Raw genomic sequence first — 22595 nt, 5'->3', positions numbered from 1 at the left:
GTCGAATCAAACGCGGCCGCCCGTTGCACCGCGGGCGGCCCGTCCGCCGTCGATCGCCTAAACTGAATCGAACCGTTCGTACCCGACCCACTATCACACGCAGCGAGGCCAGCCATGACCGCGAGCCAGCCGGCACGCATGGATCTCCCCGGGCAAGTGGTGCTCGTGCTCCAGGGCGGCGGCGCACTGGGCGCATTCCAGCTCGGCGTCTTTCAGGCGATGGACGAAGCCGGTATCCGGCCCGACTGGGTGGTCGGGACGTCGATCGGCGCGATCAACGCGGCGCTGATCGCCGGGAACCCGCCAGCGCAGCGTTACGAGAAGCTGTCGGCATTCTGGCGCCGCGTGACCGAACGGACCCGTTTCGACACTGGGCCGCTGCTGCCCGGCTGGAACCGGACGCTGGCCGAGCTGATGATCATCGGCGGCGGCATCGCGGGATTCTTCCAGCCCAATCCGGCCTCGTGGCTCGGGCCGATGGTCCGCCTCGGCGTCGATCGCGCGTCGTATTACCGGATCGCGCCGCTGCGCGACACCCTTGCGTCGCTGATCGATCCCGAGCTGCTGAACGCCGGCCACCCGCGCCTGACCGTCAGCGCGGTCAATGCGTGCTCGGGCACGATGCGCTATTTCGATTCCCGCGATACGCGACTGTCGCTCGAGCACATCATGAGTTCCGGCGCGCTGCCGCCCGCGTTCCCGGCGATCAGGATCGACGGCGAGCCGTACTGGGATGGTGGCGTGTATTCGAACACGCCGGTCGAGGTCGTGCTCGACGACAATCCGCGCCGCAGCTCGATCATCTTCTCGGTCCAGATGTGGAACCCGGCCGGCCCCGAGCCCCAGAGCATCTGGCAGGTGTCGGAGCGGCAGAAGGACATCCAGTACGCGAGCCGCACCGACAGCCACATCGCGCGCCAGCAGCAGATCCACCGGCTGCGCCACGTGATCCGCGAGCTGGCCCGGCACGTGCCGGAAGCCGAGCGCGCGTCGCCGGCCGTGCGCCGGCTCGCCGCGTGGGGATGCGAAACCACGATGCATCTGATCAAGCTCGCGGCGCCGCGACTCGCCGACGACAATCAGTTCAAGGACATCGATTTCACGCCGGCCGGCATCGAGGCCCGCCGACAGGCCGGCTACGAGGCCGCACAACGGGCCATCGCGGCGCGTCCGTGGGAGACACCGACGGACCCGACGGAAGGGCTGACGGTATTCGACGCCAGCGGGCCGCCGATCACGGAAGATCCGGCGTGATACGCGGCGCCGCTATCGCGCGCCGAGCGCTTCGGCTCGATCGCGCGCGACCAGCCTGAAGCCGGGCCCGTCCGGCTGCGTTCACCTCGACCATCAGCACACCGTCCCGCGCAGCGTGTCGAAATAGTCATCGAGGATCGTGATGTTCATGGGGAGCGCGCCCGGCACCGCCGTCATCCTGAACCGCGAGCCTGCATGTCTCTGACCGATCGATTTTCGCCGTGCGCGGACCTCGCACGCACGCTCACTGCGCTGCCGAGCGCATGTCCGGCGCCGTGCCGGCAACGACCGGACACGATTGCGGCAACGCTTGCCCGAACAGCACGGCCAGCCCACAAGCGGACGTGAACATGCCGAGGCCGTCATGCCCGACGCCCGGCACTTCGACGACCTGTTGCGCGAGATCGTCAGGATGCCGTTTCTTCAGATAGTCGAAATACGCGAGCCCGCGTGCGAGCCGGTACGGGCCTTGCGCCATGGCCGCGCATGAGCGGTCGATGAAGTGGGTGTAAGGGTTCGTGTCGGCCTGGCCGAGCAGGTACACGACATGACGCGCGGCATAGCGCGTTTCGAGATCGCGCACGTCCTGCGACGCAACATAAGGCGGTGCCGACTTCAGCCCGTATTTCCATTCGGTCGCGCTCGGGCAGGTTCCGCCTGCGATCGGCTGGCCGTCCGGCCGTTCGTCGTCGAAATACAGGTAGCTCGACGGGTTCGCGACCACATAGCGCACCGCGATGCCGGCCCGCGCGAGCGCATCGCCTTCGTGCCCGGCCACCGCGTAACGCTGCAGCAACTGCGCGCCGGCGGAGTGGCCAATCACGACGACCGTCGACAACGCGGGATACAGGCCGCGGTCGGCGAAATGCGCGAGCAATGCGTCGAGCGCGGCGAACGAGCTGATCGGGGCTGGCTGGCGGGCCGGTTCGCCGCCCTTCCATCCTTCCTGGGTCCAGGCGAGCGTCGGCGCGGGCAGCGAGAACGCACGCGTATCGGCGCGTGTCAGGAATTGCGGCGCGACGACCATCGTGCCCTGGCCCACTGCACCGGCCTTCTCGACCACCTTGAGCCCCGATGCGTAATAAGCGTCGGCGTTGCGCAGCGTGCCGTGAATCACGATGAACACACGCGTGACGTCAGGTGCCGCCTTGTCGACGGGATGGTCGGCATAGACGGGCAACATCGCGTTGCCCTGCGGCGTGTCGACGGTCAAGTGCTGGTCGGCGACTGCCTTCACCGGTGCTTCGAGACGTTCGCGCTGGGTGGGCGTGGCGGCTTCGGCCGGATGCGCGCCGCCCAGGACGCCGAGGGCTGCCGCGACCGAAATCGCGAACGCCAGGGTTCGGGCGGCCGGCAATACGCGTGAGCGCCGGATGCTTGCAAAGGCAACGGAAATGAGTGACATGGCGACGGATCGAGTGGCGGATATGACTTTAACGGCGATGGTCGCAGAATCCGTCGCGCGCTGCCGGACGGTTACGGGAAGCGCGTCAGTGGGCCGGTTCTGCGCCGCGTTCGCGCCGCCCGCCCATTCCCGGCATCCGTCACCGGCCCCACCAGCCGCCGGCGAGTCGATCAAGCTGACCTGGAAGCGGATCGTCAGGGTCATCGACATCCCGACGATCGACGGGCCGGGGCGCGTCAGCCCGACGCTTCGGACGCATCGCGCTGCATCCGTTGCACGATCGCGTCCAGTTCGCCGATATGCGTGGCCACCGCCTGCTTGCCCGCGCGTGCCCATCCATCGAACGACGTCATCCCGCTCACCGCGCCGACGAACGCCACGCCGGCACGCTCGGCCGCCTGCGCATCCACCGCATGGTCACCCACGTAGATCGCCGAACGGGCCGGCACGCCCAGCCGCGCCAGCGCCAGCACGAGCCCTTCGGGATCAGGCTTGTGACGCTGCACGTCCTCGCCGCCGATCAGCACGTCGACGAGCGACTGCAGTTCGTTCAGCGCAAGAATCGCCTCGATCCGGTAGCGGAACTTCGACGACACGATCGCGACCGCGAGACCCTGCTCGCGCAGACGCGCAAGCAGCGACGGGACATCGGGATAGATGCGCGTGCCGTGCACCATGATCTCGTCGGCGCGTGCCACGAAGTGGCGCGCAAACGCGTCGGCCCGCGCCGGCTCGGTTTCACCCGTCAGCAAGCGGAACATTTCGTGCAGCGGCAGCCCGATCACGGCACCGATCTGCGCCGGTGTCGCGCCGGCGGCATCCAGCCGATGCAGCGCGTATTCCGTGCATTCGATGATTGCGGCGGACGAATCCGCCAGCGTCAGATCGAAATCGAAGATGACGGCCTGAACAGGCATGAAAGGACGCTCCGAAAAAAATCGGCTTGCGCGCGACGCGCGAACCGGCATGACGTTGCGATGCGCATCCGCGTGTCGATCGATCAGCGTTCCTGACCGGATTGCTCGCGATCGGCCGCGTCGAACCCGTCCGGGTCGCGCTTCGCCCATTGTTTTGCCCACCCCAGCAACGGTTGCAGCGCCGCCTCGAGCCGCCGGCCTTCGGCCGTCATGCAGTAGCCGCCCTCGCCATGCTCGACGAGGCCCGATGCCTTGAGCTCGGCCAGCCGCGTATTGAGCAGGCGCGCATTCGTTTCGCAGGCTTCCTGCAGTGCGCGGAATGTGAGCGGCTCGCCGCGCAGTTCCCACAGGATGCGCAGCGTAGTCCGCCGCCCAAGCAGATCCAGCACGACCATGATGGGTCGTCCCGTCTTCGATCCGCGAACGCGCTGTCCGATTTTTGGTGTGGTCATGCTGTACTTTTTAAAGCAAACGCCAGGCAGAGTCAATCGCTTGAATCGCGCCTCGGTTCTGCTTTACTTTTTAAAGCACGACGCCTACGCTTCCACGCATGCATCGTCTCGGGCACGGGGCTCACATGACTCAGCGTATTGCATCCGCATCACCGCCGTTCGAACCCGACATCGCGGCTTCGATCGACCGGATCATGCAGGGCCACCCACCGTTGCGACTCTTCACCACGCTCGCGCGCGATCCGCGCCTGTTCACGAAATTCTTTGCCGCCGGCCTGCTGGACAAGGGCCATCTCGACATCCGGCAACGCGAGATCGTCATCGACCGCACTACCGCGCTTTGCGGGTGCGAATACGAATGGGGCGTGCATGTCGCCGTGTTCGCCCGGACGGCGAAGCTGAGCAGCGAGCAAATCCGGTCGTTGGCTTGCGGCTCGGCTGACGACACATGCTGGAACGACGACGACCGGGTGCTGATCCGGATGTGCGATGCGCTGCATCGGCACTGCGATATCGACGATGACCTGTGGCACACGCTGTGCCGGCATTTCAGTGACGAGGCACGGCTCGAGCTGCTGATGCTGGCGGGCTTCTATCGGACGGTCAGTTATCTCGCGAATGCACTGCGCCTGCCGCTTGAAGCGCATGCGACACGGTTTCCGTCTCGTACGTCGGCATGTGAAGTTCATTCCCCTGATTTGCCGACGGAGGATCGACCGTGATTTCTGGCATGGCGACGAATACAAGGCGATGGTCGAGCGGGTGTATGGCCATCCGCCCGTGATACGCGTGCTGGATTCTGTCGCGCATGTCGATGCGACGCAGGACGGTACTAGATCTTCGGACTGTCCGACTGAGGGCCGGATCGCGCCGTTGCGGAACGACCCGCCCTGCACCCTCGAGGGTCACAACGATCCATCCCCGTTATCGCATTTCGCTATCAACCCCATTGCCAGCAATGCTTTCAAACATATCGTCAAGTTCCGATATAAGATTCGCCCATCGACGATACCTGTTTGCCTGACTGAAACGCCCGCCCGATCCATGCCGACCGAACTCGACATCGAAGCCATCCTGAAAGCGCTCTCGAACCCCGTGCGCCGGGAAATCCTCCTCTGGCTGAAAACGCCGGGCGAGCATTTCCCGAACCAGACGCTGCCGTATGAACACGGCGTCTGCGCGGGCCAGATCGACGCGCGCTGCGGGCTGTCGCAGTCGACCGTCTCCGCGCACCTCGCGACGCTGCAACGCGCGGGGCTCGTGACGTCGACACGGATCGGCCAGTGGGCGTTCTTTCAACGCAACGAGGCCGTCATCGACGCATTTCACGACGCCCTGCGCCGCGAACTCTAGTCAACACGGCCGAACCGGCCATGCGGAGCGCCGTCGCCCATGACGCGACGGTTTCCCGCCTTTCGTGAAGAGGTTATTTGCCATGCCCACCCTGTTCGATCCCGTCACCCTCGGCGACCTGACCCTGCCGAACCGCATCGTGATGGCGCCGCTCACCCGCTCCCGTGCGGGCGCGACGCGCGTGCCGAACGCGCTGATGGCCCGCTACTACGCCGAGCGCGCGACGGCCGGCCTGATCATTACCGAGGCAACGTCGGTCACGCCGCAGGGCGTCGGCTACGCGGACACCCCCGGCATCTGGTCCGATGAGCAGGTCGAGGGCTGGAAACAGGTGACGCAGGCCGTGCATGCGGCCGGTGGGCGCATCGTGCTGCAACTCTGGCACGTCGGCCGGATCTCCGACCCGGTGTTCCTGAACGGCGACCTGCCGGTCGCGCCGAGCGCGATCGCCGCCGGCGGCCACGTGAGCCTCGTGCGTCCGCAGCGCCCGTACGTGACGCCGCGCGCACTCGAGCTCGACGAAATCCCGGGCATCGTCGCCGCGTACCGCAAGGGTGCGGAAAACGCGAAGGCCGCCGGCTTCGACGGTGTCGAGATCCACGGCGCGAACGGCTACCTGCTCGACCAGTTCCTGCAGGACAGCACCAACCACCGCACCGATGCATATGGCGGCCCGATCGAGAACCGCGCACGCCTGCTGCTCGAAGTGGTCGATGCGGCAATCGACGTGTGGGGCGCCGGCCGCGTCGGCGTGCACCTTGCCCCGCGCGGCGACGCGCACACGATGGGCGATTCCGATCCGGCGGCAACGTTCGGCTATGTCGCGCGCGAACTCGGCCGTCGCAAGATCGCCTTCATCTTCACGCGTGAGTCGTACTCGGGCGACCACTTGAGCCCGCGCCTGAAGGAAGCGTTCGGCGGCCCGCTGATCGCGAACGAGCAGTTCACGCTCGACACCGCGCAGGCTGCGCTCGAGGACGGCAGCGCCGACGCGATCGCATGGGGCAAGCTGTTCATCGCGAACCCCGACCTGCCGCGCCGCCTCGAACTCGGCGCACCGCTCAACAAGCCGGTGCCGGAGACGTTCTACGCGGAAGGCGAAACGGGTTATACCGATTACCCGGCGCTGAGCGACGCGGCCTGACGGCACGGCAGCGCGTGTTCAGCGGCGCACGTCCGCCCGCATGAACACGCGCTGCGTCTCGTCGAGGCCGAGCGATACGTGGTGCGCGCGGATCGCGCGCAGCGTGTCGTCGAGCGCGGCGGCGTCGACGATGCTGAAACCCAGGCGCGCGTAGTACGGCGCATTCCACGGCGCGTCGCGAAACGTCGACAGCACGACCTCCGCGATCCCTTCCTGCGCCGCGCGTGCCGTCACCTGTTCGATCAGGCGCGCGCCGATCCGCTGTCCGGCATGCGACGGCGCGACATCCAGCTCTTCCAGATAAAGCCGCTGCGCATCGAGCAGCCGGTAGAACGCAAACCCGACGCACGTGCCGTGCGCATCGACCGCCACATAAGCCCGGCCGCCATCGATGCGCACGAGTACGGCGGCCGTATCGGTCGGCTCGGCTTCCGCGATGTGGGTCATGCCGATTTCGCGAAACCGCTGCGCGGCAGCCACTTCGACGGCGGCCATCGCGGCCGCGTCTTCCCGCGTGGCGGGACGGATCAGGATCGGTGCAGTCATGACGGCAATTCAGGCAGACAGTCTGGAACGGCCGTCACTATAATCGAAACCTCATACGTTTCGAACGCCCCACCCACGAGGTTCGTCATGACGCTGTCCGCGCTCGCCGTCTTCGCTGTCACCCTGCTCGTCACCGCCGGCACGCCCGGGCCGAGCGTCGCCGCGCTGGTCGCGCGCGTGCTGACGAACGGCGTGCGTGACGTGCTGCCGTTCCTCGCGGCCATGTGGGTCGGCGAAGCGCTGTGGCTCACGCTCGCGGTCGCGGGGCTGTCCGCGTTCGCGCGCACGTTCGCGGCCGGGCTGATCGTGCTGAAACTGCTCGGCGTCGCGTACCTGCTGTTCCTCGCATGGAAGATGTGGACCGCGCCGACCGGGACCGGCGCCGACGACCTCCCGCGCGGCCAGTCGCCGTGGCGGATGTTCGTCGCGGGCATGCTCGTCACGCTCGGCAACCCGAAGATCATGGTGTTCTATCTCGCGCTGCTGCCGACCATCGTCGATCTCACGCACGTCGGCGTGACCGCGTGGGCCGAGCTGGTCGGCACGATGCTCGCGGTCCTGATCCTGGCCGACTGCTTCTGGTCGCTGCTTGCGTCGCGCGCACGGGCTTTCCTGACGTCGGCGCGCGCGAAGCGGTTCGCGAACCGCACGAGCGCGACCGCGATGGCCGGTGCGGCAGTGGCGATCGCGACGCGCTGATGTGGAATCGAGGCGCGCTGATGGCATTCTGTAACGCCTGACGTGCAGGAAGCGTTACTTCCGTAAGCGCGGGTCATCTCCCAGGTCGCGCAGGCGCTTTCTCAACCGTCGATTGTCCGCGAGCAATGCAACCAGCGCGACGAGCGTCGCAACGGGAAAAAACCAGTTCCCCGAGTAATGCAGCAGTGCCCATGCAACAGCTGCGACTACAACAGCCGCGGCGATCAGACTGATTCCGTCTGCCATTCTGCTCATGCGGTCGCCCTCCCGATTGCGCGTGCGCGGATCGCAAACGTCACACTGACTGGCATGGGTCGAAGTACCTCCGGATACCGTTCGATCACGCGATAGACATCTTGCGGAATCACAAGACCGCGACGAGCCGCCCAGACGCGAATGCCGTCGACAGCGGCCACGCCGCGCTTGTCGCACACCAGCGACGCGTCGGCAGCCACAATCAGGCTGCCGATCGCCGCACCGACGTAAAAGCTCGCCCCGAGTGCTGACGCGGCTGCCAGCAGTTCCAGTCCGGTCGTTGCTCCGATCAGTTCGCCAACAGTAGCAGTCGGGCCGAGCGTCTTGAGCACGCCGAGAATAGCCGCGAGCGTGCCGGTTGCGGTTTGCTGCGCAGCAAACAGGCTTGCTGGCGCGGGTAAACCGAGGGCATCCATGTTGTCCCTGAATGCCCGATAAAAAGTCTTGCATTGCGTCATGCTGGATCCTCCTCAGAGCGCGGTGATTCTAGCAATGACGAGATGCGCTGACGAACCTGCCGGATTCATTCTGACCGAGCGCCTCTTCATTCAAGCGTCTCGACGCCCTCCACGCCACAAGCGCGTGTCGTCCCGGTGCGTGCCCGCTTACTGCCCGATGATTCGTTACGAAGTGTCGCGAACGAACCGTTCGTCGCTTCTTACAGCTATACACAACCGCCGATTTTCGTCACGATACGGCGAGTCGCGAAGGCGGCCCGCCGCGCGCCTGCCCCGGGGACCTCAATGAAAACCTGGCTATCGGCTGTCCTGCTCTGCCTGTCCGCCACGGTCGCGCACGCGGCCGGCATCAAGTTCCTCAGCATCCCGGCCAATGCGGCCGGCCACGAGTTGCGGGCGGTCATTTGGCCCCCCTGCGCGGCACCCGCGCAATCGCTCACGATCGGCCCGTTCCTGCTGAAAGGGCAACGCAACTGCCCGACCGTCGGCGACAAGCTGCCGCTGGTCGTGATTTCGCACGGCCATGCCGGCACGTACTTCGGGCATCACGACCTCGCCGAAACGCTTGCCGACTCGGGCTACGTCGTCGCGGCGATCAACCATCCCGGCGACACGCATGCCGACATGAGCCGCGCGGCCGACCTGAGGGAGCTGGCGGAGCGGCCGGAGGACATCAAGCGCCTGGTCGACTACATGCTGTCCAACGGGCCCGACGCCGCGCACATCGATCCCGCGCGGATCGGCTTCTTCGGCTTCTCGCGCGGCGGCTATACGGGCCTCGTGCTGGCCGGCGCCAATCCGGATTTCGTGCACGCGCACGTGGCCTGCCCGGACCCGACCTGGTTGATCTGCAAGCAGATCCGCGACCATGACCTGCCGCGCCAGCCGCTGGCGCACGATCCGCGGATCAAGGCCTACGTGATCGCCGACCCGATGAACGAATTCCCGACCGCCGATACGCTGAAAGACGTGCATGCGCCGATCCAGCTCTGGGCGTCCGAAGCGGGCGGCGACGGCGTGGAGCCGGAAACGGTCCCCGCGCTGGCCGGCATGCTGCCGCAACGGCCGGAATTCCACGTCGTGCCGAATTCCGCGCATTTCGCGTTTCTCGCGCCGTGCTCCGAATCACTGGCGCACGACTCGCCTGAAGTCTGTACCGATGCGAAGGGATTCGACCGCGTGGCCTTCCACGAAACACTCGACGCGAAGGCACTCGCGTTCTTCAGCGCCAATCTCCGCTAACAGCGAAACGTCTTGCGCCAGACGCCCGGCGCCGGCACATGGTCGTTGCACGCGATCAGCGCGCGCACCAGCGCCCAGTCGTCGTCATCGCAGAAGTCGAGCAGCATCGCGCCATACGGGCCGGGCTGCTCGCGCAGCCGTGCGGCCAGCCGCGCATGAATGCCCCGCACGTTGCCGTCGCCGTGTGCGACCACCGACGGATTCGCGCCCATCCCGGTTCCGCTGCAGAAGTTGATCGCCCAGCGGCCGCTGTCCGGCGACGGCAAATCCGTCAGCAGTGCGTCGATCGCACGCCACTTCCAGCCGATCGACGCGGCGACCGGCACGCGGTATTCGTCCTGGATCACGAATGCACCATCGGGGTGGTCGATCGTGAACGTCGCATTGTCGGGCCATGCGGTCAAGTCGATGCCGAGCGGACGGCTGCTGCGAAAGCGGCGCAGCAGCACGATCGCGCCGCGCACGTCGCCGAGCGCGGGCAGCGTGCCGCCGGCATGCCAGCGCAGCCGCGGATGCCGCGCGCGATGCGCGTCGAACGTCGCATCGAAACTGCGCGTGCACGCGTGCGCCGGCCATTCGTCCTTCACCGACATCACGATGCATTCGCGCGGATGCGCGTCGAGAAAACGCGCGCAGGTTGCCAGCACGTCGTCGAACGTCATGCCGAGCGCGATGCCGCCGTGATGGATGTCGAACGCATCGCGCACGTGCCGGCAGCGGATGTCGAGCAGCCGCACGCCATGCGCGAGCTGGGCATCGAGCGGCGCACGCTGGGTGCGCACCAGCCGATCGTCGACGGTATACGCACAGGTGTCATGGCTGCCCGGTAGGGTCAGCGTATGCAGCAGCCGCGCATCGTCGAGCGCCGACATCCAGTCGGCGGGCGGCATGCACGTATCGTGGCTCGAAGGGATCATGAATCGATGAATGACAAGGAAAGAAAGCCGTGGGTCACGGCATCGGATGTCGCGGCGCGCGCCGGCGTGTCGCGCTCCGCGGTGTCGCGTGCATTCTCGCCGACGGCGAGCATCGCCCCGCAGACACGTGAGCGCGTGATGGTCGCCGCGCGCGCGCTCGGCTACCAGGTCAACCTGATCGCCCGCGACATGATCACGCAGCGCAGCAGCATGATCGGCGTCGTGACGGCCGGGTTCGAGAATCCGTTTCGCGCGCGGCTGCTGTCGGACCTGATGGCCGCGCTCGGGCAGCGCGCGCTCACGCCGCTCGTGACCAATGCGGAAGATCCGCGCCAGGTCCGGCAATCGCTCGAGCAGTTGCTCAGCTACCGGATCGCGGGCCTCGTGATGACGTCCGCATCGCCGCCGCTGTCGGTCGCGCAGCAGTATCTCGAACACCGGATCCCGGTCGTGATGATCAACCGCGAGGCGAACCTGCCGGGCGCGGACATCGTCGTCAGCGACAACGCGGCGGGCGCCGTCCACGCAGCGCAGCGGCTCGTGCGGGCCGGTGCGCGCCGGCTCGCGTTCGTCGGGCCGCGCGGCGCGAGCTACAGCGCGCAGTCGCGCGCCACCGCGTTCGAGCAGGCGATCGGGCGCGGCGATGCGTTCGACGCGACACTCGCGCACGTGCTCGACACGCCGTCCGACACGCATGCAAGCGGCGTCGACGCCGCGCGGCAACTGTTCGGGAACGGCAAGCGGCCCGACGGCGTGTTCTGCTCGTCCGACCTGCTCGCGCTTGGCGTGATCGACGTCGCGCGCAGCGAATTCGGGTTGCGCGTGCCGGACGACGTGCGCGTGATCGGCTTCGACGACATCCCCGCCGCCGAATACGATGCGTACCGGCTCACGACGCTGCGGCAGGACACGCGCGGCCTCGCGCACGCGGCGGTCGACCTGCTCGCGGACCGGATGCAGGCGTTCGACGGCCCGTCGCGCACGCGCATCGTGCCGGTCACGCAGGTGGTGCGGGCCAGCTGCGCATAACCAGGGAGCATCGGGCGCGGCGACGCCGCGCGTCACTTCAGCCCGCCCGCGAACCCGCGCAACAGGTAGCGCTGCACATAGCCGGCCACGGCCAGCGTGGGCAGCGACGCCATCAGGCCCGCGCTCATCAGGTCGCCCCAGTCGATGCCGTTCTCGGTCACGTAGCCGGCAATCGCGAGCGGCAGCGTGAAGCGGCTCGGCGTCGACACGAACAGCAGCGCGATCAGGAATTCGTTCCACGCGGCGATGAACACGAAGATCGCGGTCGCGATCAGCCCGGGCGCGCACAGCGGCAGCACGATCTGCACGAGGCGTCGAGCAAGCCCCGCGCCGTCGATGCAGGCGGCTTCCTCGTATTCGATCGGCACGTCGCGCACGAACGCGAGCAGCATCCAGATCGCCATCGGCAACGCGTAGATCTGGTACGCGAGCATCAGGCCGAGCGTCGAGTCGAGCAGGTGCAGCCGCTTCGCGAGCGCGAACAGCGGCACCGCGATCGTGATCGGCGGCATCAGCTTCAACGCGAGCACGAGCACCAGGAACAGCAGGTCGAGCCGCGCCGGAAACCGCAGCCGCACGAGCGCGTACGCGGCCGGAAACGCGAGCGCCAGCGCGAGCAGCGTCGTGCCGAAGCCGACCAGCAACGAATTGAACAGCGGTGCACCGATGCCGTTCGACCAGACCGACGCGAAATGCTCGAAGGTCGGCGCGGCCGGCCAGATCCGTAACGGATGATCGAGGCGTTCGAGCGTCGGCATGAAGGCCGCGCCGGCCATCCACAGGCACGGCAGCAGCAACAGCGCGAGTGCGACGAAGCGCAATGCCCAGGGCACCGCGCGACCAAAAGCAGCGCCCGTTCTCGCGCCCGTGATGCGGGCGGGTTGCGCCGTCATGCGCGCCGCTTGCGAACCGTCTGCCATACGTACCCCGAGACCAGCAGCGCGGACGCCGCGAGCATCAGCACCGACGCGGCACTTGCCGGCCCGACGTTGAAGAAGCGGAAGCCCGTGTCGTAGATATAGGTCGACAGCGTCTGGGTCGCGTTGCCGGGGCCGCCGCCCGTCAGCGCATAGACCTTGTCGAACAGCTTGAACGTGTCGATCGAGCGCAGCAGCAGCGCGAGGCCGATCTGCGGCGCCGCGAGCGGCAGCGTGATGTCGCGCAGGCACTGCCACTCGCTCGCGCCGTCGGTGCGCGCGGCTTCGTACAGCTCCTGCGGGATCGACTGCAGCCCGGCGAGCACGATCAGGAACGCCATCGGCGTCCACTGCCACACGTCGACGAGCGCGAGCGACCACAGCGCGAGATGCGGATCGGACAGCCAGCGCACGCCTTCGATGTCGAACGCCGCGAGCAGCGCGTTCAGGAAACCGTCGAAGTTGAGCCAGTTGCGCCAGATCGCCGAGCACACGAGCGTGGACAGCATCATCGGCAGGATCGCGAGCGGCAGCGCGATGCGCCGCCCCGGAAACGCGCGCACGAACAGCAGCGCGAGGCCGAAACCCAGCGCGACTTCGGCGAGCGACGCGACGATCGTGAAGCGCAGCGTGTTGCCGAAGCCGACCGTGAACGCCTCGTCGCCGAGCACCGCACGATAGTTCGCGAGCCCGGCGAAGGCGCGCCGGCCGGCCGAGTAGTCGACCTGGCAGAACGAATCGATCAGCACCTGCGCGACCGGATACAGCGCGAGCGCGGCGAGCACCAGCAGCGCGGGCCCGAGCAGCGCGACGAACGGCAGGCTGCGGCCGAAAGCTTTCATGCGCTGGGTCCCGGCGAGAGTTCGAGGCGAGCCGTCACTTGCCGGCCGCGGCCGTCGCCTGCGCGATCTTCTGCTGTGCCTGGCGCAGCGCGGCGTCGGGTGCGGCCTGCCCCGTCAGCGCGAGCTGCAGCTGGTCGCCGAGAATGCTCTCGACCTGCTGCCAGTCGTTCACGCGCGGCCGCGCACGGCCGGCTTCGAGCGCCTTCAGCTGATCCGGATACCAGCGGTACTGGCGCACCAGCGCCGGATCGTTGAACACACTGCGGCGGGTCGGCGGAATGCCGATGCCGGCGAGGCGCGTCTGCGTGTCGCGGGCGGTCAGGTACGCGAGGAAATCCTGCGCGAGCTTCGCGTGCGGCGCGTCCTTCGGGATGCCCATCTGCCAGATGCCGAGCATCGGCGCCGGGCCGGCGGTCTGCCCGGGCGGCGGCTGCAGCGCGATCTGGCCGACCACGCGCGACTGCTTCGGATCGTCGAGCGCCGGCACCCACGCCGGCCAGACCTCGATCGACTGCGCGGCGGTGCCGCGCTGCAGCGCATCGCGCACTTCCGCCGCGCCGTACACGTCGACGTCCTTCGGCGCGGATGCCTTCAGCGCGAGGAAGGTCTTCAGCGCGGCTTGCGCCTCACGCGAATCGATCGTCACGTTGCCGGCACGGTCGAACACGTCGCCGCCATAGGCCCACAGGATCGGCAGGAAGCCCGTCACGACCGGGTTGCCCTTCGTGCCGCGGAACACGACGCCCGACACGCTCTTGTCCGCACCGCCGACCGTCTGCGCGATCTTCAGCACGTCGTCCCAGTTGCGCGGCGGCTGCAGCTTGTACTTCGCGAGCAGGTCCTTGCGGTACGCGAACATCTCGACGTTGCCGACGATCGGCAGCGCGTACAGCGCGCCGGCCGCGTTGCGGCCGAGCGCGACGGCGGACGGCACGAGATCGGCGTCAGCAAGCGACGCGGGCAGCGGCTTCAGCCAGCCGTTGCCGATGAATTCGGGCGCCCACGTGTCGTCCATCATCACGAGGTCGTATGCGCCGGTGCCTTCGCGCATCGACAGCTTGAGCTTCTGGTACAGGTTCGCGTTCGGCAGCTTGAGCAGCTCGATCTCGGTGCCCGGATGCAGCTTGTTGAAGCCGGCGACGGCGTCGGCCAGCCCCTTGCCGTAGATATCGTCGCGGCCTGCGATGACGAGATCCGCGGCAACGGCGTGCGTGGCGGCGAAGGACAGCGCAAGGGCGGCGGACAGCGCGCGCAGGCGGCTCAGCAAGGTCATGAGGTCTCTCTCGTTCGGCGTGGTGGCGGGACGGCCGGGCGTTGCACACGTGTGCAACGCGGGAGATGCTTCCGGCCGCCTGTAGCGAATGCCATTGTTCACGCCGATCGTTAAGAATTTATGGCACGCGGCGATCGCCGGTACGCGGCGCCTGCCGCAGCGAGTCGGGCAGCAGCCCGGCGGCCCTCCGCCCACCCTATGCCCGCCACCCGTTGCACGCTGATAGCTGCCCGCGTTCCGCGTTCCGCGCGCCGTGTCCCGCGTTCCGTGTCCCGCGCTCAAAAATTCACGCGAATACCCGCCATCACCGCCAGTTGCCGGCTCGAGTTGCTGTTCGCGAGCACCGGGATCTGCGCGTAGTTCACCGCGTTGCCGTCCGCGTCGGTGCCGAGCCCCTTCCCGCTCGCGATCTGGCCGATCGCGACCGCATACAGCGCCGTGCGCTTCGACAGGCTGTAGTTCGTGCCGACGTTCACCTGGTGGAACCGCGTCGTGCCGCGCCCGTCGGTATGCGCGGCGTTGAAGATATAGGCGACGCCGCCCTGCAGCGCGGGCGTGAACATGTACGTGGCGTTCACCTCGCCGATATCGAACGTGAAAGCCTGCGTGCGCGGCTGCGCGGTGGTCGAGAAATAGCGGCTGTCGCCGAGGCGCGTATGCGTATAGGTGAGCGCGATCGTCGCGTCGCCGAACGTGACCGACCCGCCCGCGCCGAATGCGCGCATCGAGCCCGCGTCCTGCAGCAGGCAATACATCGCCCCCGGGTTGCTGCACGAGAAATCGCCGATATAGCCGTTCGCGCCGCCGAGCGCCGCGTCGAGCGGCTGGTGCAGGTCGAGGTAGCCGACCGAGAACGCGACCGGTGCGCGCGTGTACGTCGCGGCCACCGCGTAACCGCGCTTCGCGGAGAAATCGCCGGCCTGTCCGCCGAAGCTGAACGTGCCGCCGAACGTGAGGCCGTTGAAATCGGCGCTGGTGAACTTCACCGCGTTGTTGAAGTTGAATGCGGCATTCAGGTTGTCGACGTCGCCGAGGTGCGAGCCGTACGGCGTCGCCCAGTTGTTGCTCGACACGTACGCACCGAGCATGTCGGTGTACGAGTCGTACTGGCGGCCGAGGCCGAGCGTGCCGATCCCGTCCTGGCGCAGCCCGACCCATGCCTGCCGGCTGAAGGCCGTGCCGCCCTGCAGCGCCTGCCCGTTCGCCGAAAGAAACTGCTGCTCGAGCGTGAACACCGCATTGAGCCCGCCGCCGAGCGGCTCGGCGCCCTGGAAGCCGAAGCGTGACGGCACGAGGTTGCCGCCACCCATCTGCCATGCGTGGCCGCCGCCCGTGCTGCCGTCGGCGCGCGTGAACTGCTGGTTCGTCGAGTAGATGATGCCGGTGTCCACGGTGCCGTACAGCGTCACGCTGCCCGAGGTCTGCGCGTGTGCGTGCATGCAACCCAGCGTCGCCGCAGCCGCGGCCAGTCGTCGTCCGATCTTCATGTCCCGCCCCTCTGTTGTCATCGATTCGCAGTGCAGATCGATGGGGTTATCGATATGGGTGACAGGACTCTATCCAGCGAAAATTCAGGACCTCTATCGCAAATCGGCAAACAGTCGCACGCGTTGCCCGCGACCGTGCTCGACGACGCCGTTGCGGCGCGCGTGCGTCATTCGGGGCGCGTCGTCTGCGACGGCAGCTCGCCGAACAGGTCGCGATACTCGCGCGCGAAATAGCCGAGGTGCGTGAACCCCCAGCTCGCGGCGGCCTCGCCGACGCCGAGCTGCTGCACGGGCGTCGTGCGCAGCAGGCGGCGCACCGCGTTCAGCCGGATCGTGCGCAGATAGCCGACCGGCGTGACGTCGGCCACGCGTTGAAAACTCGTTTGCAGCGTGCGGCGGCTGCAGCGCAGCGCGCGGCACAGTTCCAGCACGGTGACGGGTTCCTCGGGCCGGTCGCGCAGATGCTTCTCGCAACGGCTCACGATGTCGCTGTAGGTGGCGTGCGTGATGTCGCGGCGCTCGACGCCGATCCCCTGCTCGAGCGCATCGAGGAACATGCCGAGCATCGCGTCGCGGAACATCTTGCGGGTGGCCGCGTATTCGAGGTGGCCCGGGTTGCGCTGCGCATCGTCGATCAGCGACGACAGCCGCACGCCGAGCGCGACGCCCTGCTCGTCGGACAGCCGCGTCACGTGGCGCAGCTTGCGCGCGCCCGATGCGCCGAATTCGGCTTCGCACAACTCGTCGACCATGTCGGACGCCGCGCTGATCCCGACGAGCCCCATCCCTTCCGGCGTGTGGAATTCGAAATCCTCGCCGGCGCGCAGCGCGAGCAGCGCATAGCCGTCGACGGGCTGGCCCTGGAACGTGCCCGCGAGCGGCACGGACAGCGGCACCGCGAGCGACGTGCGCCCGGCCGGCGCGAGCCCGGTTTGCGCGACCCGCCGGTTGGTCGTTTCGCGGAAGAAGTGGAAATCGTCGTACAGCACCTGCGTGACGGTGCCCTTGAAGCGGCCCGGCGTCATCTGGCGGTAGACCTGATGCCAGCCCGCGATCGCGAGCCCGTGATCGTGCACGTCTTCGTGTGAGCGTGACTGGAACAGCATCGGCATCTCCGGTAAAACCCCTAAACGCGGCCGCCGGTTCCCCGGCGCGCAACGCCACAGCTTACCCGTGCAATATCCTGCGTAGTGCGGTTTCGAACGCAAGACAGGCCGCCGACAGCGCGGCGGACTGCTCGCCCGTCAGGCGGACGTAGCGGCGGAACGACGGCATCCGGTTCACGACCTCGCTGCCGCCGAACGGCACGATCGCGAGCGTCCAGCGGCCGTCGCGCGCGTCGATCGTGCAGTCGGTCAGGTGCAGCGGCCGCAGCGCGTCGGCCAGCGACGGCTCGGCGACCAGCGCGGCTACCGCATCGACGAAACCGGGGTCGCATCCTGGCACGATCACCGCGTCGATACCCGTGCAGCGCAGCCAGCCGGTCTGGCGCACGCGCGCGCCGCCTTGCACGGCCGGGCCGGCTGCGGTTACCGCCACCTTCACGCTGACCGTATGCATCAGGAACTGGCGGTCGACGCGCTCGTCGACCCTCACGCGCATGCCGTTCGGCAGGCGGGCCGTCAGGCTGCCAGCGCCATCGGCATCCCGCTCGGCGCCCAAATCCGCCAGCACGCGTGCGGCGATCGCGCCGGGCCGGTGGCCGGGCGGCGGCGCATCGGGCGCCGCGCGCCAGCGGGCGAGCGCGAGCTTCACGATGCGACGTGCTCGTTGCGCAGCACTTCCTCGACCGGCACCGGCTTGAACGGATGCCGGCGCTGCACGACGAGCGTCCAGAACAGCGCGTACAGCGCGGTGAGCCCGAGCATCGCGCCGAACGGCACGTAGATGTCGCGCGCGTTCATGCCCGGCGGCGTGATGTACCAGATCGCCAGGATGATGCCGACGCTCGACACGATCTGCGGCAGCGGGAACAGCGGCGAACGGTACGGGCGCGGCAGGTCCGGGCGGCGAATCCGCAGCATCACGACCGACGCGGTGACGAGCAGGTACGCGGTGCCCCACGCGCAGGTCGCGGCGAGCACGAGGTGCAGGATGCTGTCGAGATTGCCGTTGATCAGCCACGCATGGAAGATCGGCACGATCGCCGCGGCGACGATACCGACCACCGGCGTCTTGAAGCGCGGATGCAGGTACGCGAAGCAGCGCGGCAGCGCGCCGTCGATCGCCATCCCGTACAGGATGCGCGGCAGCCCGGCCATCAGCGTGTTGATCGTCGCGGCGCCCGCGCACAGGAACGCGATGCCGAACCAGATGCGGCCGAACGGCCCGAGCACCTGCAGCGCGAACGCGGGAATCGCGCCCGGCGTGTCGAGCAGGTGCGTGAGGCCGTCGGCGCTCACCGGCACGTTCGCGACCTGGCGGCGGATCGCCGCGCCGTACAGGAACATGCAGATCGCGACGCCGACGAGGCCCAGCGCCATCGCACGCGGAATCGTCTTGCCCGGCGCCTTCATTTCCGGCGCGAGCGGCGTGACGAACTCGCAGCCGACGAACATGAACATCGCCATCCCGACCAGCGACAGCACGGCCGGCACCGACGTGCCGACTTCCGAGCCGCCGAACCAGCCGTCGAGATGCACGGCCGGCGCGGCCGCGAGCCCGAGGATCCCGAAGATCATCAGCGACAGCCACATGCCGGCCGTCAGCACGATCTCGAGCTTGCTGAACACCTTGATGCCGATGATGTTGGTGATCGCGAACGTGACGACGAGGCCGACGCCGACGAGCCACGAGCTGTTGTGCTTCTCGAACGCGGCATTCAGCGATTCGAAATTGACGAGCGCCATGATGCCGCTCAGGATCGTTTCCGCCGTGCCGGCGAACACGTGCACGAGGAAATACGCGGAGATCGTGCCGGTGATCGCCCAGAAGCGGCCGAGCCCGCACGACAGGTAATCGTAAACCGAGCCGGCCGTCGGCAGCATCGCGGCGGCTTCCGAGAAGGTGGTCGCCTGCGCCTGCATCATCACGAACGCGATGATCATCGCGACCGCGAACGCCCAGCCGCCCATCCCGAAGCCCGACGTCGCGGTGAGAATCACCGGGCTTGCCATGATGAGGCCGACGGCGCTCGCCAGCGCGGTCGGAAAGCCGACCGCCCCCGCCTTCAGCGCCGTGCCGCCTCCCGCTTCAGCCGGCGTGCCGGCGGGCGTGTCGCCCGCTGCGCCGGTAACTCCAGACCATCCCGACATCCCTGTCTCCTTCCTGTGTCGACCCCGGCCGCCGCTTCGTCGGCGGCCGGGGTTCCATGGCTATGCGGTCGGCCCGGGCGGCGCTTCAGCGCTTCGATACCCGGGCCACTTGTCGATCACACCTCGATCCGATGTCGAAAAAATACGCAGGCAAAATAATCCGGTCATAGCGCAAATTGGCAAACCGGCGGCGGCCACGCTGCCCGCCGCCGGCGTGCCGTCACGGAGTCACGGGGTCACGCCATCACGCGAACGGCACGGCCTCGAAGCCCGCCGCCAGCGCGTCGACGATCCGGTCGAGCTGCTCGCGCTGGATCACGAGCGGCGGCGACAGGATGATCTTCGTGCCGACCGGACGCACCAGCACGCCGTTCTCGCGCGCGACTTCCGCGACCGCGTTCGCATAGCCCGAGAGCGGGTCGATCGGCTCGCGCGTGTCCTTGTTCGCGACCAGGTCGAGCGCGAGCATCAGCCCCTTGCCGCGCACTTCGCCGACCGCCGCGAAGCGTTCCGCGAACGGCTTCAACGCTTCGAGCAGATACGCGCCCTGCTTCGCCGCGTTCGCCGGCAGGTCCTCCTTCACGACGATGTCGAGGCTCGCGATCGCCGCCGCGCAGGCGACCGGATGGCCCGCATACGTGTAGCCGTGCATGATCGCGCCGCCGAAATCGGCATTCGCGGCGAATGCGTCCTCGATCCGTGCGTTCACGACCGTCGCGCCGAGCGGCACGTAGCCCGACGAGATCCCCTTCGCGAGACACATGATGTCCGGGCGCACGCCCCAGCCGCGGCTGCCGAACATACTGCCGCTGCGGCCGAAGCCCGTCACGACCTCGTCGGCGATCAGCAGGACGCCGTAACGGTCGCACACCTCGCGTACCAGCGGCCAGTAGTTGGCCGGCGGCACGATCACGCCGCCCGCGCCCTGGATCGGCTCCGCGATGAACGCGGCCACCGTGTCGGGGCTCTGGAACTGGATCTCGCGTTCCAACATCTCCGCGCAGATCCGGCCGAGTGCTTCGGGATCCTGCGTGAACGGGTTGCGGTACAGCCACGGCGTCTCGACGTGGAAGCAGCCCGGCAGGTTCGGCTCGTAGTTGCGGCGGAACACCGTGTTGCCGTTCACCGACGCACCGCCGAAGTGCGTGCCGTGATAACCCTGCTTCAGCGAGATGAACTTCGTGCGGTCGGCCTGGCCGCGCACTTTCCAGTACTGGCGCGCGATCTTCAGCGCGGTCTCGATCGAGTCGGAGCCGCCCGAGCTGTACAGCACGCGGCGCATCCCTTCCGGCTCGAGCATGTCGATCACCTTCTTCGACAGCTCCTCCGCGCGCGGATGCGAAATGCCGTCGAACAGCTGGAAGTATTCGAGCTCGTCGAGCTGGCGCACGATCGCGTCCTTCACTTCCTGGCGGTTGTGGCCGACGTTCACGTTCCACAGGCCCGCGACGCCGTCGACGAGCTTGCGGCCCTGTTCGTCGAACACGTAGCAGCCGTCGCCGCGCACGATGCGGATCGGCTTGCGCTGCTTCATCTCGTTCGGGTGCAGCATCGGGTGCCAGAATTTCGCTTCGTTGTAGCTCATTGCAGTCTCCACTGTCGGATCGGTTGAGGTTGAGGCCGCGCGTCAGTGCGCGATGCAGACGGATTTGGTTTCGGTGAAGCCTTCGATCGCGTGCTGGCCGAATTCGCGGCCGATGCCCGATTGCTTGTAGCCGCCGAACGGCATCGACGGGTCGAGCGGGATATGGCAATTCACCCACACGGTGCCGGCCTCGATCTGCGGCACGAGGTTCATCACGCGCGTCAGGTCGTTGCTCCAGAGGCTCGCGGCAAGGCCGTACGGCGACGCGTTCGCGAGACGCACTGCATCGGCCGCGTCGTCGAACGGCATGACGACGATCACCGGGCCGAACACTTCGTCGCGCACGATCGCGCTGTCCGGATGCGGATCGGCGATCACCGCCGGCTTCACGTAGTAGCCGGGCAGGTCGTCGGCCGGCGTGCCGCCCGCGAGGAACGTGAGGCCCGCGCGGCGCGCGCCTTCGATGTGCTGGACGACCTTGTCGCGATGGTGCGCGGAGACCAGCGGGTTGATCTGCGCGGTCGTGTCGAGGCCCGCGCCGAGCTTCATCGACTGCGCGACGCCCGCGAGGCCGTCCGCGAGCTGCCTGAACTTGCTGCGGTGCACATAGATGCGCGATGCGGCCGCGCACACCTGCCCCTGGTTGAAGAACGCGCCGGCGGCGACGCCGTCGAGCGCCTGCGCGACGTCGATGTCGTCGAGCATCACGATCGGGTTCTTGCCGCCGAGCTCGAGCGAGAAGCGCGTCATGTTCTGCACGGCCGCCGCGCCGACCAGCTTGCCGGTCGCGGTCGAGCCCGTGAACGAGATCTTCGCGATCGACGGGTGGCTCGCGAGCGCGGCGCCGCACACGCGGCCGCCGGTGACGACGTTGAACACGCCGGGCGGCACGCCGGCCTCGCGTGCGAGCTCGGCCAGGCGCAGCGCGGTGAGCGGCGTTTCCGGCGACGGCTTCAGCACGATCGTGCAGCCGGCCGCGAGCGCGGGAATCAGCTTCCACACCGCGATCATCAGCGGGAAATTCCACGGCACGATCGCCGCGACCACGCCGACCGGCTCCTTGCGCGTATAGGCCGTATAGCGCGCGCCGGGCGGGAACGGGATCGACACGTCGAGCGTCTGGCCGGTGATCTTGGTCGCCCAGCCGGCCATGTAGCGCACGTATTCGACGCTCGCGCCAACCTCGATCGCGCGCGACACGTGGATCGACTTGCCCTGGTTCAGCGTTTCGAGCTGCGCGAGCGTTTCGGCGTCGGCTTCGATCAGGTCGGCGAGTTTCAGCAGGATGCGTTCGCGGTCGGCCGGGCGCAGGCCGCTCCATACGCGGGTGTCGAATGCATGCTTCGCGCTGGCGACCGCGCGGTCGACGTCGTGTGCGTCGGCATCCGCGACCGTCGCAAGCCGCTCGCCCGTCGCGGGGTCGTACACGTCGAGCCGCGCGGCCGCGTGCGCGGGCTGCATTTCACCGTCGATGAAGAGGCCGAAGTCGCGCGCAACGAAGGTGCGCACGGTGTCGCTGACGGCGACGAAATTCGTGGTGCTCATGGGCATCTCGAGGATTGTCGT

The 22595-nt window shown here is 67.9% G+C and carries 23 protein-coding genes; 7 read left to right on the top strand and 16 right to left on the bottom strand.

Features of this window, described 5'->3' with window-relative positions:
* Nucleotides 1–114: 114 nt before the first annotated feature.
* Nucleotides 115–1254 carry a patatin-like phospholipase family protein gene (locus CFB45_RS20560; RefSeq protein WP_089427118.1) on the top strand — a complete coding sequence of 380 codons (1140 nt, stop codon included), beginning with the start codon at nucleotides 115–117 and terminating at the stop codon, nucleotides 1252–1254.
* A 244-nt stretch (nucleotides 1255–1498) separates the two neighbouring features.
* On the opposite strand, the gene CFB45_RS20555 is transcribed toward CFB45_RS20560, so the two are convergent.
* The 3 genes from CFB45_RS20555 to CFB45_RS20545 form a co-directional block, all read right to left on the bottom strand.
* The gene (locus CFB45_RS20555; RefSeq protein ID WP_089427117.1) at nucleotides 1499–2659 is read right to left on the bottom strand and encodes an alpha/beta fold hydrolase; all 1161 of its coding nucleotides are present in this window, start codon (nucleotides 2657–2659) and stop codon (nucleotides 1499–1501) included.
* Between the two features lie 236 nt (nucleotides 2660–2895).
* Complete coding sequence (locus CFB45_RS20550) at nucleotides 2896–3576, bottom strand: HAD family hydrolase (RefSeq protein ID WP_089429066.1); 681 nt, start codon at nucleotides 3574–3576, stop codon at nucleotides 2896–2898.
* An 83-nt stretch (nucleotides 3577–3659) separates the two neighbouring features.
* Nucleotides 3660–3971, bottom strand: coding sequence for a winged helix-turn-helix transcriptional regulator (locus tag CFB45_RS20545; RefSeq protein WP_231937848.1), 312 nt, complete (start codon nucleotides 3969–3971; stop codon nucleotides 3660–3662).
* A gap of 182 nt (nucleotides 3972–4153) precedes the next feature.
* Between CFB45_RS20545 and CFB45_RS20540 the strand changes: the two genes are divergently transcribed.
* The 3 genes from CFB45_RS20540 to CFB45_RS20530 all read left to right on the top strand — a co-directional run bounded on the left by CFB45_RS20540 (nucleotide 4154) and on the right by CFB45_RS20530 (nucleotide 6525).
* A complete protein-coding gene (locus tag CFB45_RS20540; RefSeq protein WP_089427116.1) occupies nucleotides 4154–4750 on the top strand; it encodes a carboxymuconolactone decarboxylase family protein in 597 nt (198 codons plus the stop codon).
* Between the two features lie 322 nt (nucleotides 4751–5072).
* Nucleotides 5073–5381: an ArsR/SmtB family transcription factor gene (locus CFB45_RS20535; RefSeq protein WP_089427115.1), complete on the top strand. Its 309-nt coding sequence runs from the start codon at nucleotides 5073–5075 to the stop codon at nucleotides 5379–5381.
* An 82-nt stretch (nucleotides 5382–5463) separates the two neighbouring features.
* The gene (locus CFB45_RS20530) at nucleotides 5464–6525 is read left to right on the top strand and encodes an alkene reductase (protein ID WP_089427114.1); all 1062 of its coding nucleotides are present in this window, start codon (nucleotides 5464–5466) and stop codon (nucleotides 6523–6525) included.
* Between the two features lie 18 nt (nucleotides 6526–6543).
* Here the strand turns inward: CFB45_RS20530 and CFB45_RS20525 are convergent, their stop codons facing one another.
* Entirely contained in the window at nucleotides 6544–7071 is a 528-nt protein-coding gene (locus tag CFB45_RS20525) for a GNAT family N-acetyltransferase (RefSeq protein ID WP_089427113.1), read from the bottom strand.
* Nucleotides 7072–7158: 87 nt separating this feature from the next.
* On the opposite strand from CFB45_RS20525, the gene CFB45_RS20520 reads away from it, so the two are divergent.
* Entirely contained in the window at nucleotides 7159–7770 is a 612-nt protein-coding gene (locus CFB45_RS20520; RefSeq protein ID WP_089427112.1) for a LysE family translocator, read from the top strand.
* 54 nt (nucleotides 7771–7824) lie between these two features.
* On the opposite strand, the gene CFB45_RS20515 is transcribed toward CFB45_RS20520, so the two are convergent.
* Both CFB45_RS20515 and CFB45_RS20510 read right to left on the bottom strand, forming a co-directional pair.
* Nucleotides 7825–8025, bottom strand: coding sequence for a hypothetical protein (locus tag CFB45_RS20515; RefSeq protein ID WP_089427111.1), 201 nt, complete (start codon nucleotides 8023–8025; stop codon nucleotides 7825–7827).
* Nucleotides 8022–8483: a hypothetical protein gene (locus CFB45_RS20510; RefSeq protein ID WP_089427110.1), complete on the bottom strand. Its 462-nt coding sequence runs from the start codon at nucleotides 8481–8483 to the stop codon at nucleotides 8022–8024. Before CFB45_RS20510 ends, CFB45_RS20515 begins: the two co-directional genes overlap by 4 nt.
* Before the next feature lie 285 nt (nucleotides 8484–8768).
* Between CFB45_RS20510 and CFB45_RS20505 the strand changes: the two genes are divergently transcribed.
* Nucleotides 8769–9725: an alpha/beta hydrolase family protein gene (locus CFB45_RS20505; protein WP_089427109.1), complete on the top strand. Its 957-nt coding sequence runs from the start codon at nucleotides 8769–8771 to the stop codon at nucleotides 9723–9725.
* Here CFB45_RS20505 and CFB45_RS20500 read toward each other — a convergent pair.
* Entirely contained in the window at nucleotides 9722–10642 is a 921-nt protein-coding gene (locus tag CFB45_RS20500) for a phosphatidylinositol-specific phospholipase C (protein ID WP_179255084.1), read from the bottom strand. The two genes, CFB45_RS20505 and CFB45_RS20500, sit on opposite strands and share 4 nt — an antisense overlap.
* 6 nt (nucleotides 10643–10648) lie before the next feature.
* On the opposite strand from CFB45_RS20500, the gene CFB45_RS20495 reads away from it, so the two are divergent.
* The gene (locus CFB45_RS20495) at nucleotides 10649–11671 is read left to right on the top strand and encodes a LacI family DNA-binding transcriptional regulator (protein WP_089427107.1); all 1023 of its coding nucleotides are present in this window, start codon (nucleotides 10649–10651) and stop codon (nucleotides 11669–11671) included.
* A gap of 32 nt (nucleotides 11672–11703) precedes the next feature.
* Here the strand turns inward: CFB45_RS20495 and CFB45_RS20490 are convergent, their stop codons facing one another.
* The 9 genes from CFB45_RS20490 to CFB45_RS20450 all read right to left on the bottom strand — a co-directional run bounded on the left by CFB45_RS20490 (nucleotide 11704) and on the right by CFB45_RS20450 (nucleotide 22574).
* Nucleotides 11704–12591 carry a carbohydrate ABC transporter permease gene (locus CFB45_RS20490; protein ID WP_373558417.1) on the bottom strand — a complete coding sequence of 296 codons (888 nt, stop codon included), beginning with the start codon at nucleotides 12589–12591 and terminating at the stop codon, nucleotides 11704–11706.
* Complete coding sequence (locus tag CFB45_RS20485) at nucleotides 12561–13430, bottom strand: carbohydrate ABC transporter permease (protein ID WP_089427105.1); 870 nt, start codon at nucleotides 13428–13430, stop codon at nucleotides 12561–12563. Before CFB45_RS20485 ends, CFB45_RS20490 begins: the two co-directional genes overlap by 31 nt.
* 34 nt (nucleotides 13431–13464) lie before the next feature.
* Nucleotides 13465–14703: an ABC transporter substrate-binding protein gene (locus tag CFB45_RS20480; protein ID WP_039343900.1), complete on the bottom strand. Its 1239-nt coding sequence runs from the start codon at nucleotides 14701–14703 to the stop codon at nucleotides 13465–13467.
* Between the two features lie 278 nt (nucleotides 14704–14981).
* Nucleotides 14982–16190, bottom strand: a complete 1209-nt coding sequence (locus tag CFB45_RS20475) for a porin (RefSeq protein ID WP_089427104.1) — start codon at nucleotides 16188–16190, stop codon at nucleotides 14982–14984.
* A gap of 167 nt (nucleotides 16191–16357) precedes the next feature.
* On the bottom strand, nucleotides 16358–17296 hold the full coding sequence (locus tag CFB45_RS20470; protein WP_039344159.1) for a helix-turn-helix domain-containing protein: 939 nt from the start codon (nucleotides 17294–17296) through the stop codon (nucleotides 16358–16360).
* 61 nt (nucleotides 17297–17357) lie between these two features.
* Nucleotides 17358–17945, bottom strand: coding sequence for a DUF3156 family protein (locus CFB45_RS20465; protein WP_089427103.1), 588 nt, complete (start codon nucleotides 17943–17945; stop codon nucleotides 17358–17360).
* Nucleotides 17942–19444 (bottom strand): APC family permease, encoded by a 1503-nt coding sequence (locus CFB45_RS20460; RefSeq protein ID WP_089427102.1) that lies wholly within the window; start codon nucleotides 19442–19444, stop codon nucleotides 17942–17944. Before CFB45_RS20460 ends, CFB45_RS20465 begins: the two co-directional genes overlap by 4 nt.
* Nucleotides 19445–19688: 244 nt before the next feature.
* Nucleotides 19689–21029 (bottom strand): aspartate aminotransferase family protein, encoded by a 1341-nt coding sequence (locus tag CFB45_RS20455; RefSeq protein WP_089427101.1) that lies wholly within the window; start codon nucleotides 21027–21029, stop codon nucleotides 19689–19691.
* Between the two features lie 42 nt (nucleotides 21030–21071).
* The gene (locus tag CFB45_RS20450; protein ID WP_089427100.1) at nucleotides 21072–22574 is read right to left on the bottom strand and encodes an aldehyde dehydrogenase family protein; all 1503 of its coding nucleotides are present in this window, start codon (nucleotides 22572–22574) and stop codon (nucleotides 21072–21074) included.
* Between the last annotated feature and the right edge of the window lie 21 nt (nucleotides 22575–22595).

Source organism: Burkholderia sp. HI2500 (genome assembly GCF_002223055.1).
GTDB lineage: Bacteria > Pseudomonadota > Gammaproteobacteria > Burkholderiales > Burkholderiaceae > Burkholderia.
This window is presented reverse-complemented; position numbering and strand designations above follow the sequence as displayed.

Coding starts and splice junctions, on each gene's coding strand:
- CFB45_RS20560 (WP_089427118.1), top strand. CDS start 115: ATGACCGCGAGCCAGCCGGCACGCATGGATCTCCCCGGGCAAGTGGTG.
- CFB45_RS20555 (WP_089427117.1), bottom strand. CDS start 2,659: ATGTCACTCATTTCCGTTGCCTTTGCAAGCATCCGGCGCTCACGCGTA.
- CFB45_RS20550 (WP_089429066.1), bottom strand. CDS start 3,576: ATGCCTGTTCAGGCCGTCATCTTCGATTTCGATCTGACGCTGGCGGAT.
- CFB45_RS20545 (WP_231937848.1), bottom strand. CDS start 3,971: ATGGTCGTGCTGGATCTGCTTGGGCGGCGGACTACGCTGCGCATCCTG.
- CFB45_RS20540 (WP_089427116.1), top strand. CDS start 4,154: ATGACTCAGCGTATTGCATCCGCATCACCGCCGTTCGAACCCGACATC.
- CFB45_RS20535 (WP_089427115.1), top strand. CDS start 5,073: ATGCCGACCGAACTCGACATCGAAGCCATCCTGAAAGCGCTCTCGAAC.
- CFB45_RS20530 (WP_089427114.1), top strand. CDS start 5,464: ATGCCCACCCTGTTCGATCCCGTCACCCTCGGCGACCTGACCCTGCCG.
- CFB45_RS20525 (WP_089427113.1), bottom strand. CDS start 7,071: ATGACTGCACCGATCCTGATCCGTCCCGCCACGCGGGAAGACGCGGCC.
- CFB45_RS20520 (WP_089427112.1), top strand. CDS start 7,159: ATGACGCTGTCCGCGCTCGCCGTCTTCGCTGTCACCCTGCTCGTCACC.
- CFB45_RS20515 (WP_089427111.1), bottom strand. CDS start 8,025: ATGAGCAGAATGGCAGACGGAATCAGTCTGATCGCCGCGGCTGTTGTA.
- CFB45_RS20510 (WP_089427110.1), bottom strand. CDS start 8,483: ATGACGCAATGCAAGACTTTTTATCGGGCATTCAGGGACAACATGGAT.
- CFB45_RS20505 (WP_089427109.1), top strand. CDS start 8,769: ATGAAAACCTGGCTATCGGCTGTCCTGCTCTGCCTGTCCGCCACGGTC.
- CFB45_RS20500 (WP_179255084.1), bottom strand. CDS start 10,642: ATGATCCCTTCGAGCCACGATACGTGCATGCCGCCCGCCGACTGGATG.
- CFB45_RS20495 (WP_089427107.1), top strand. CDS start 10,649: ATGAATGACAAGGAAAGAAAGCCGTGGGTCACGGCATCGGATGTCGCG.
- CFB45_RS20490 (WP_373558417.1), bottom strand. CDS start 12,591: ATGGCAGACGGTTCGCAAGCGGCGCGCATGACGGCGCAACCCGCCCGC.
- CFB45_RS20485 (WP_089427105.1), bottom strand. CDS start 13,430: ATGAAAGCTTTCGGCCGCAGCCTGCCGTTCGTCGCGCTGCTCGGGCCC.
- CFB45_RS20480 (WP_039343900.1), bottom strand. CDS start 14,703: ATGACCTTGCTGAGCCGCCTGCGCGCGCTGTCCGCCGCCCTTGCGCTG.
- CFB45_RS20475 (WP_089427104.1), bottom strand. CDS start 16,190: ATGAAGATCGGACGACGACTGGCCGCGGCTGCGGCGACGCTGGGTTGC.
- CFB45_RS20470 (WP_039344159.1), bottom strand. CDS start 17,296: ATGCTGTTCCAGTCACGCTCACACGAAGACGTGCACGATCACGGGCTC.
- CFB45_RS20460 (WP_089427102.1), bottom strand. CDS start 19,444: ATGTCGGGATGGTCTGGAGTTACCGGCGCAGCGGGCGACACGCCCGCC.
- CFB45_RS20455 (WP_089427101.1), bottom strand. CDS start 21,029: ATGAGCTACAACGAAGCGAAATTCTGGCACCCGATGCTGCACCCGAAC.
- CFB45_RS20450 (WP_089427100.1), bottom strand. CDS start 22,574: ATGAGCACCACGAATTTCGTCGCCGTCAGCGACACCGTGCGCACCTTC.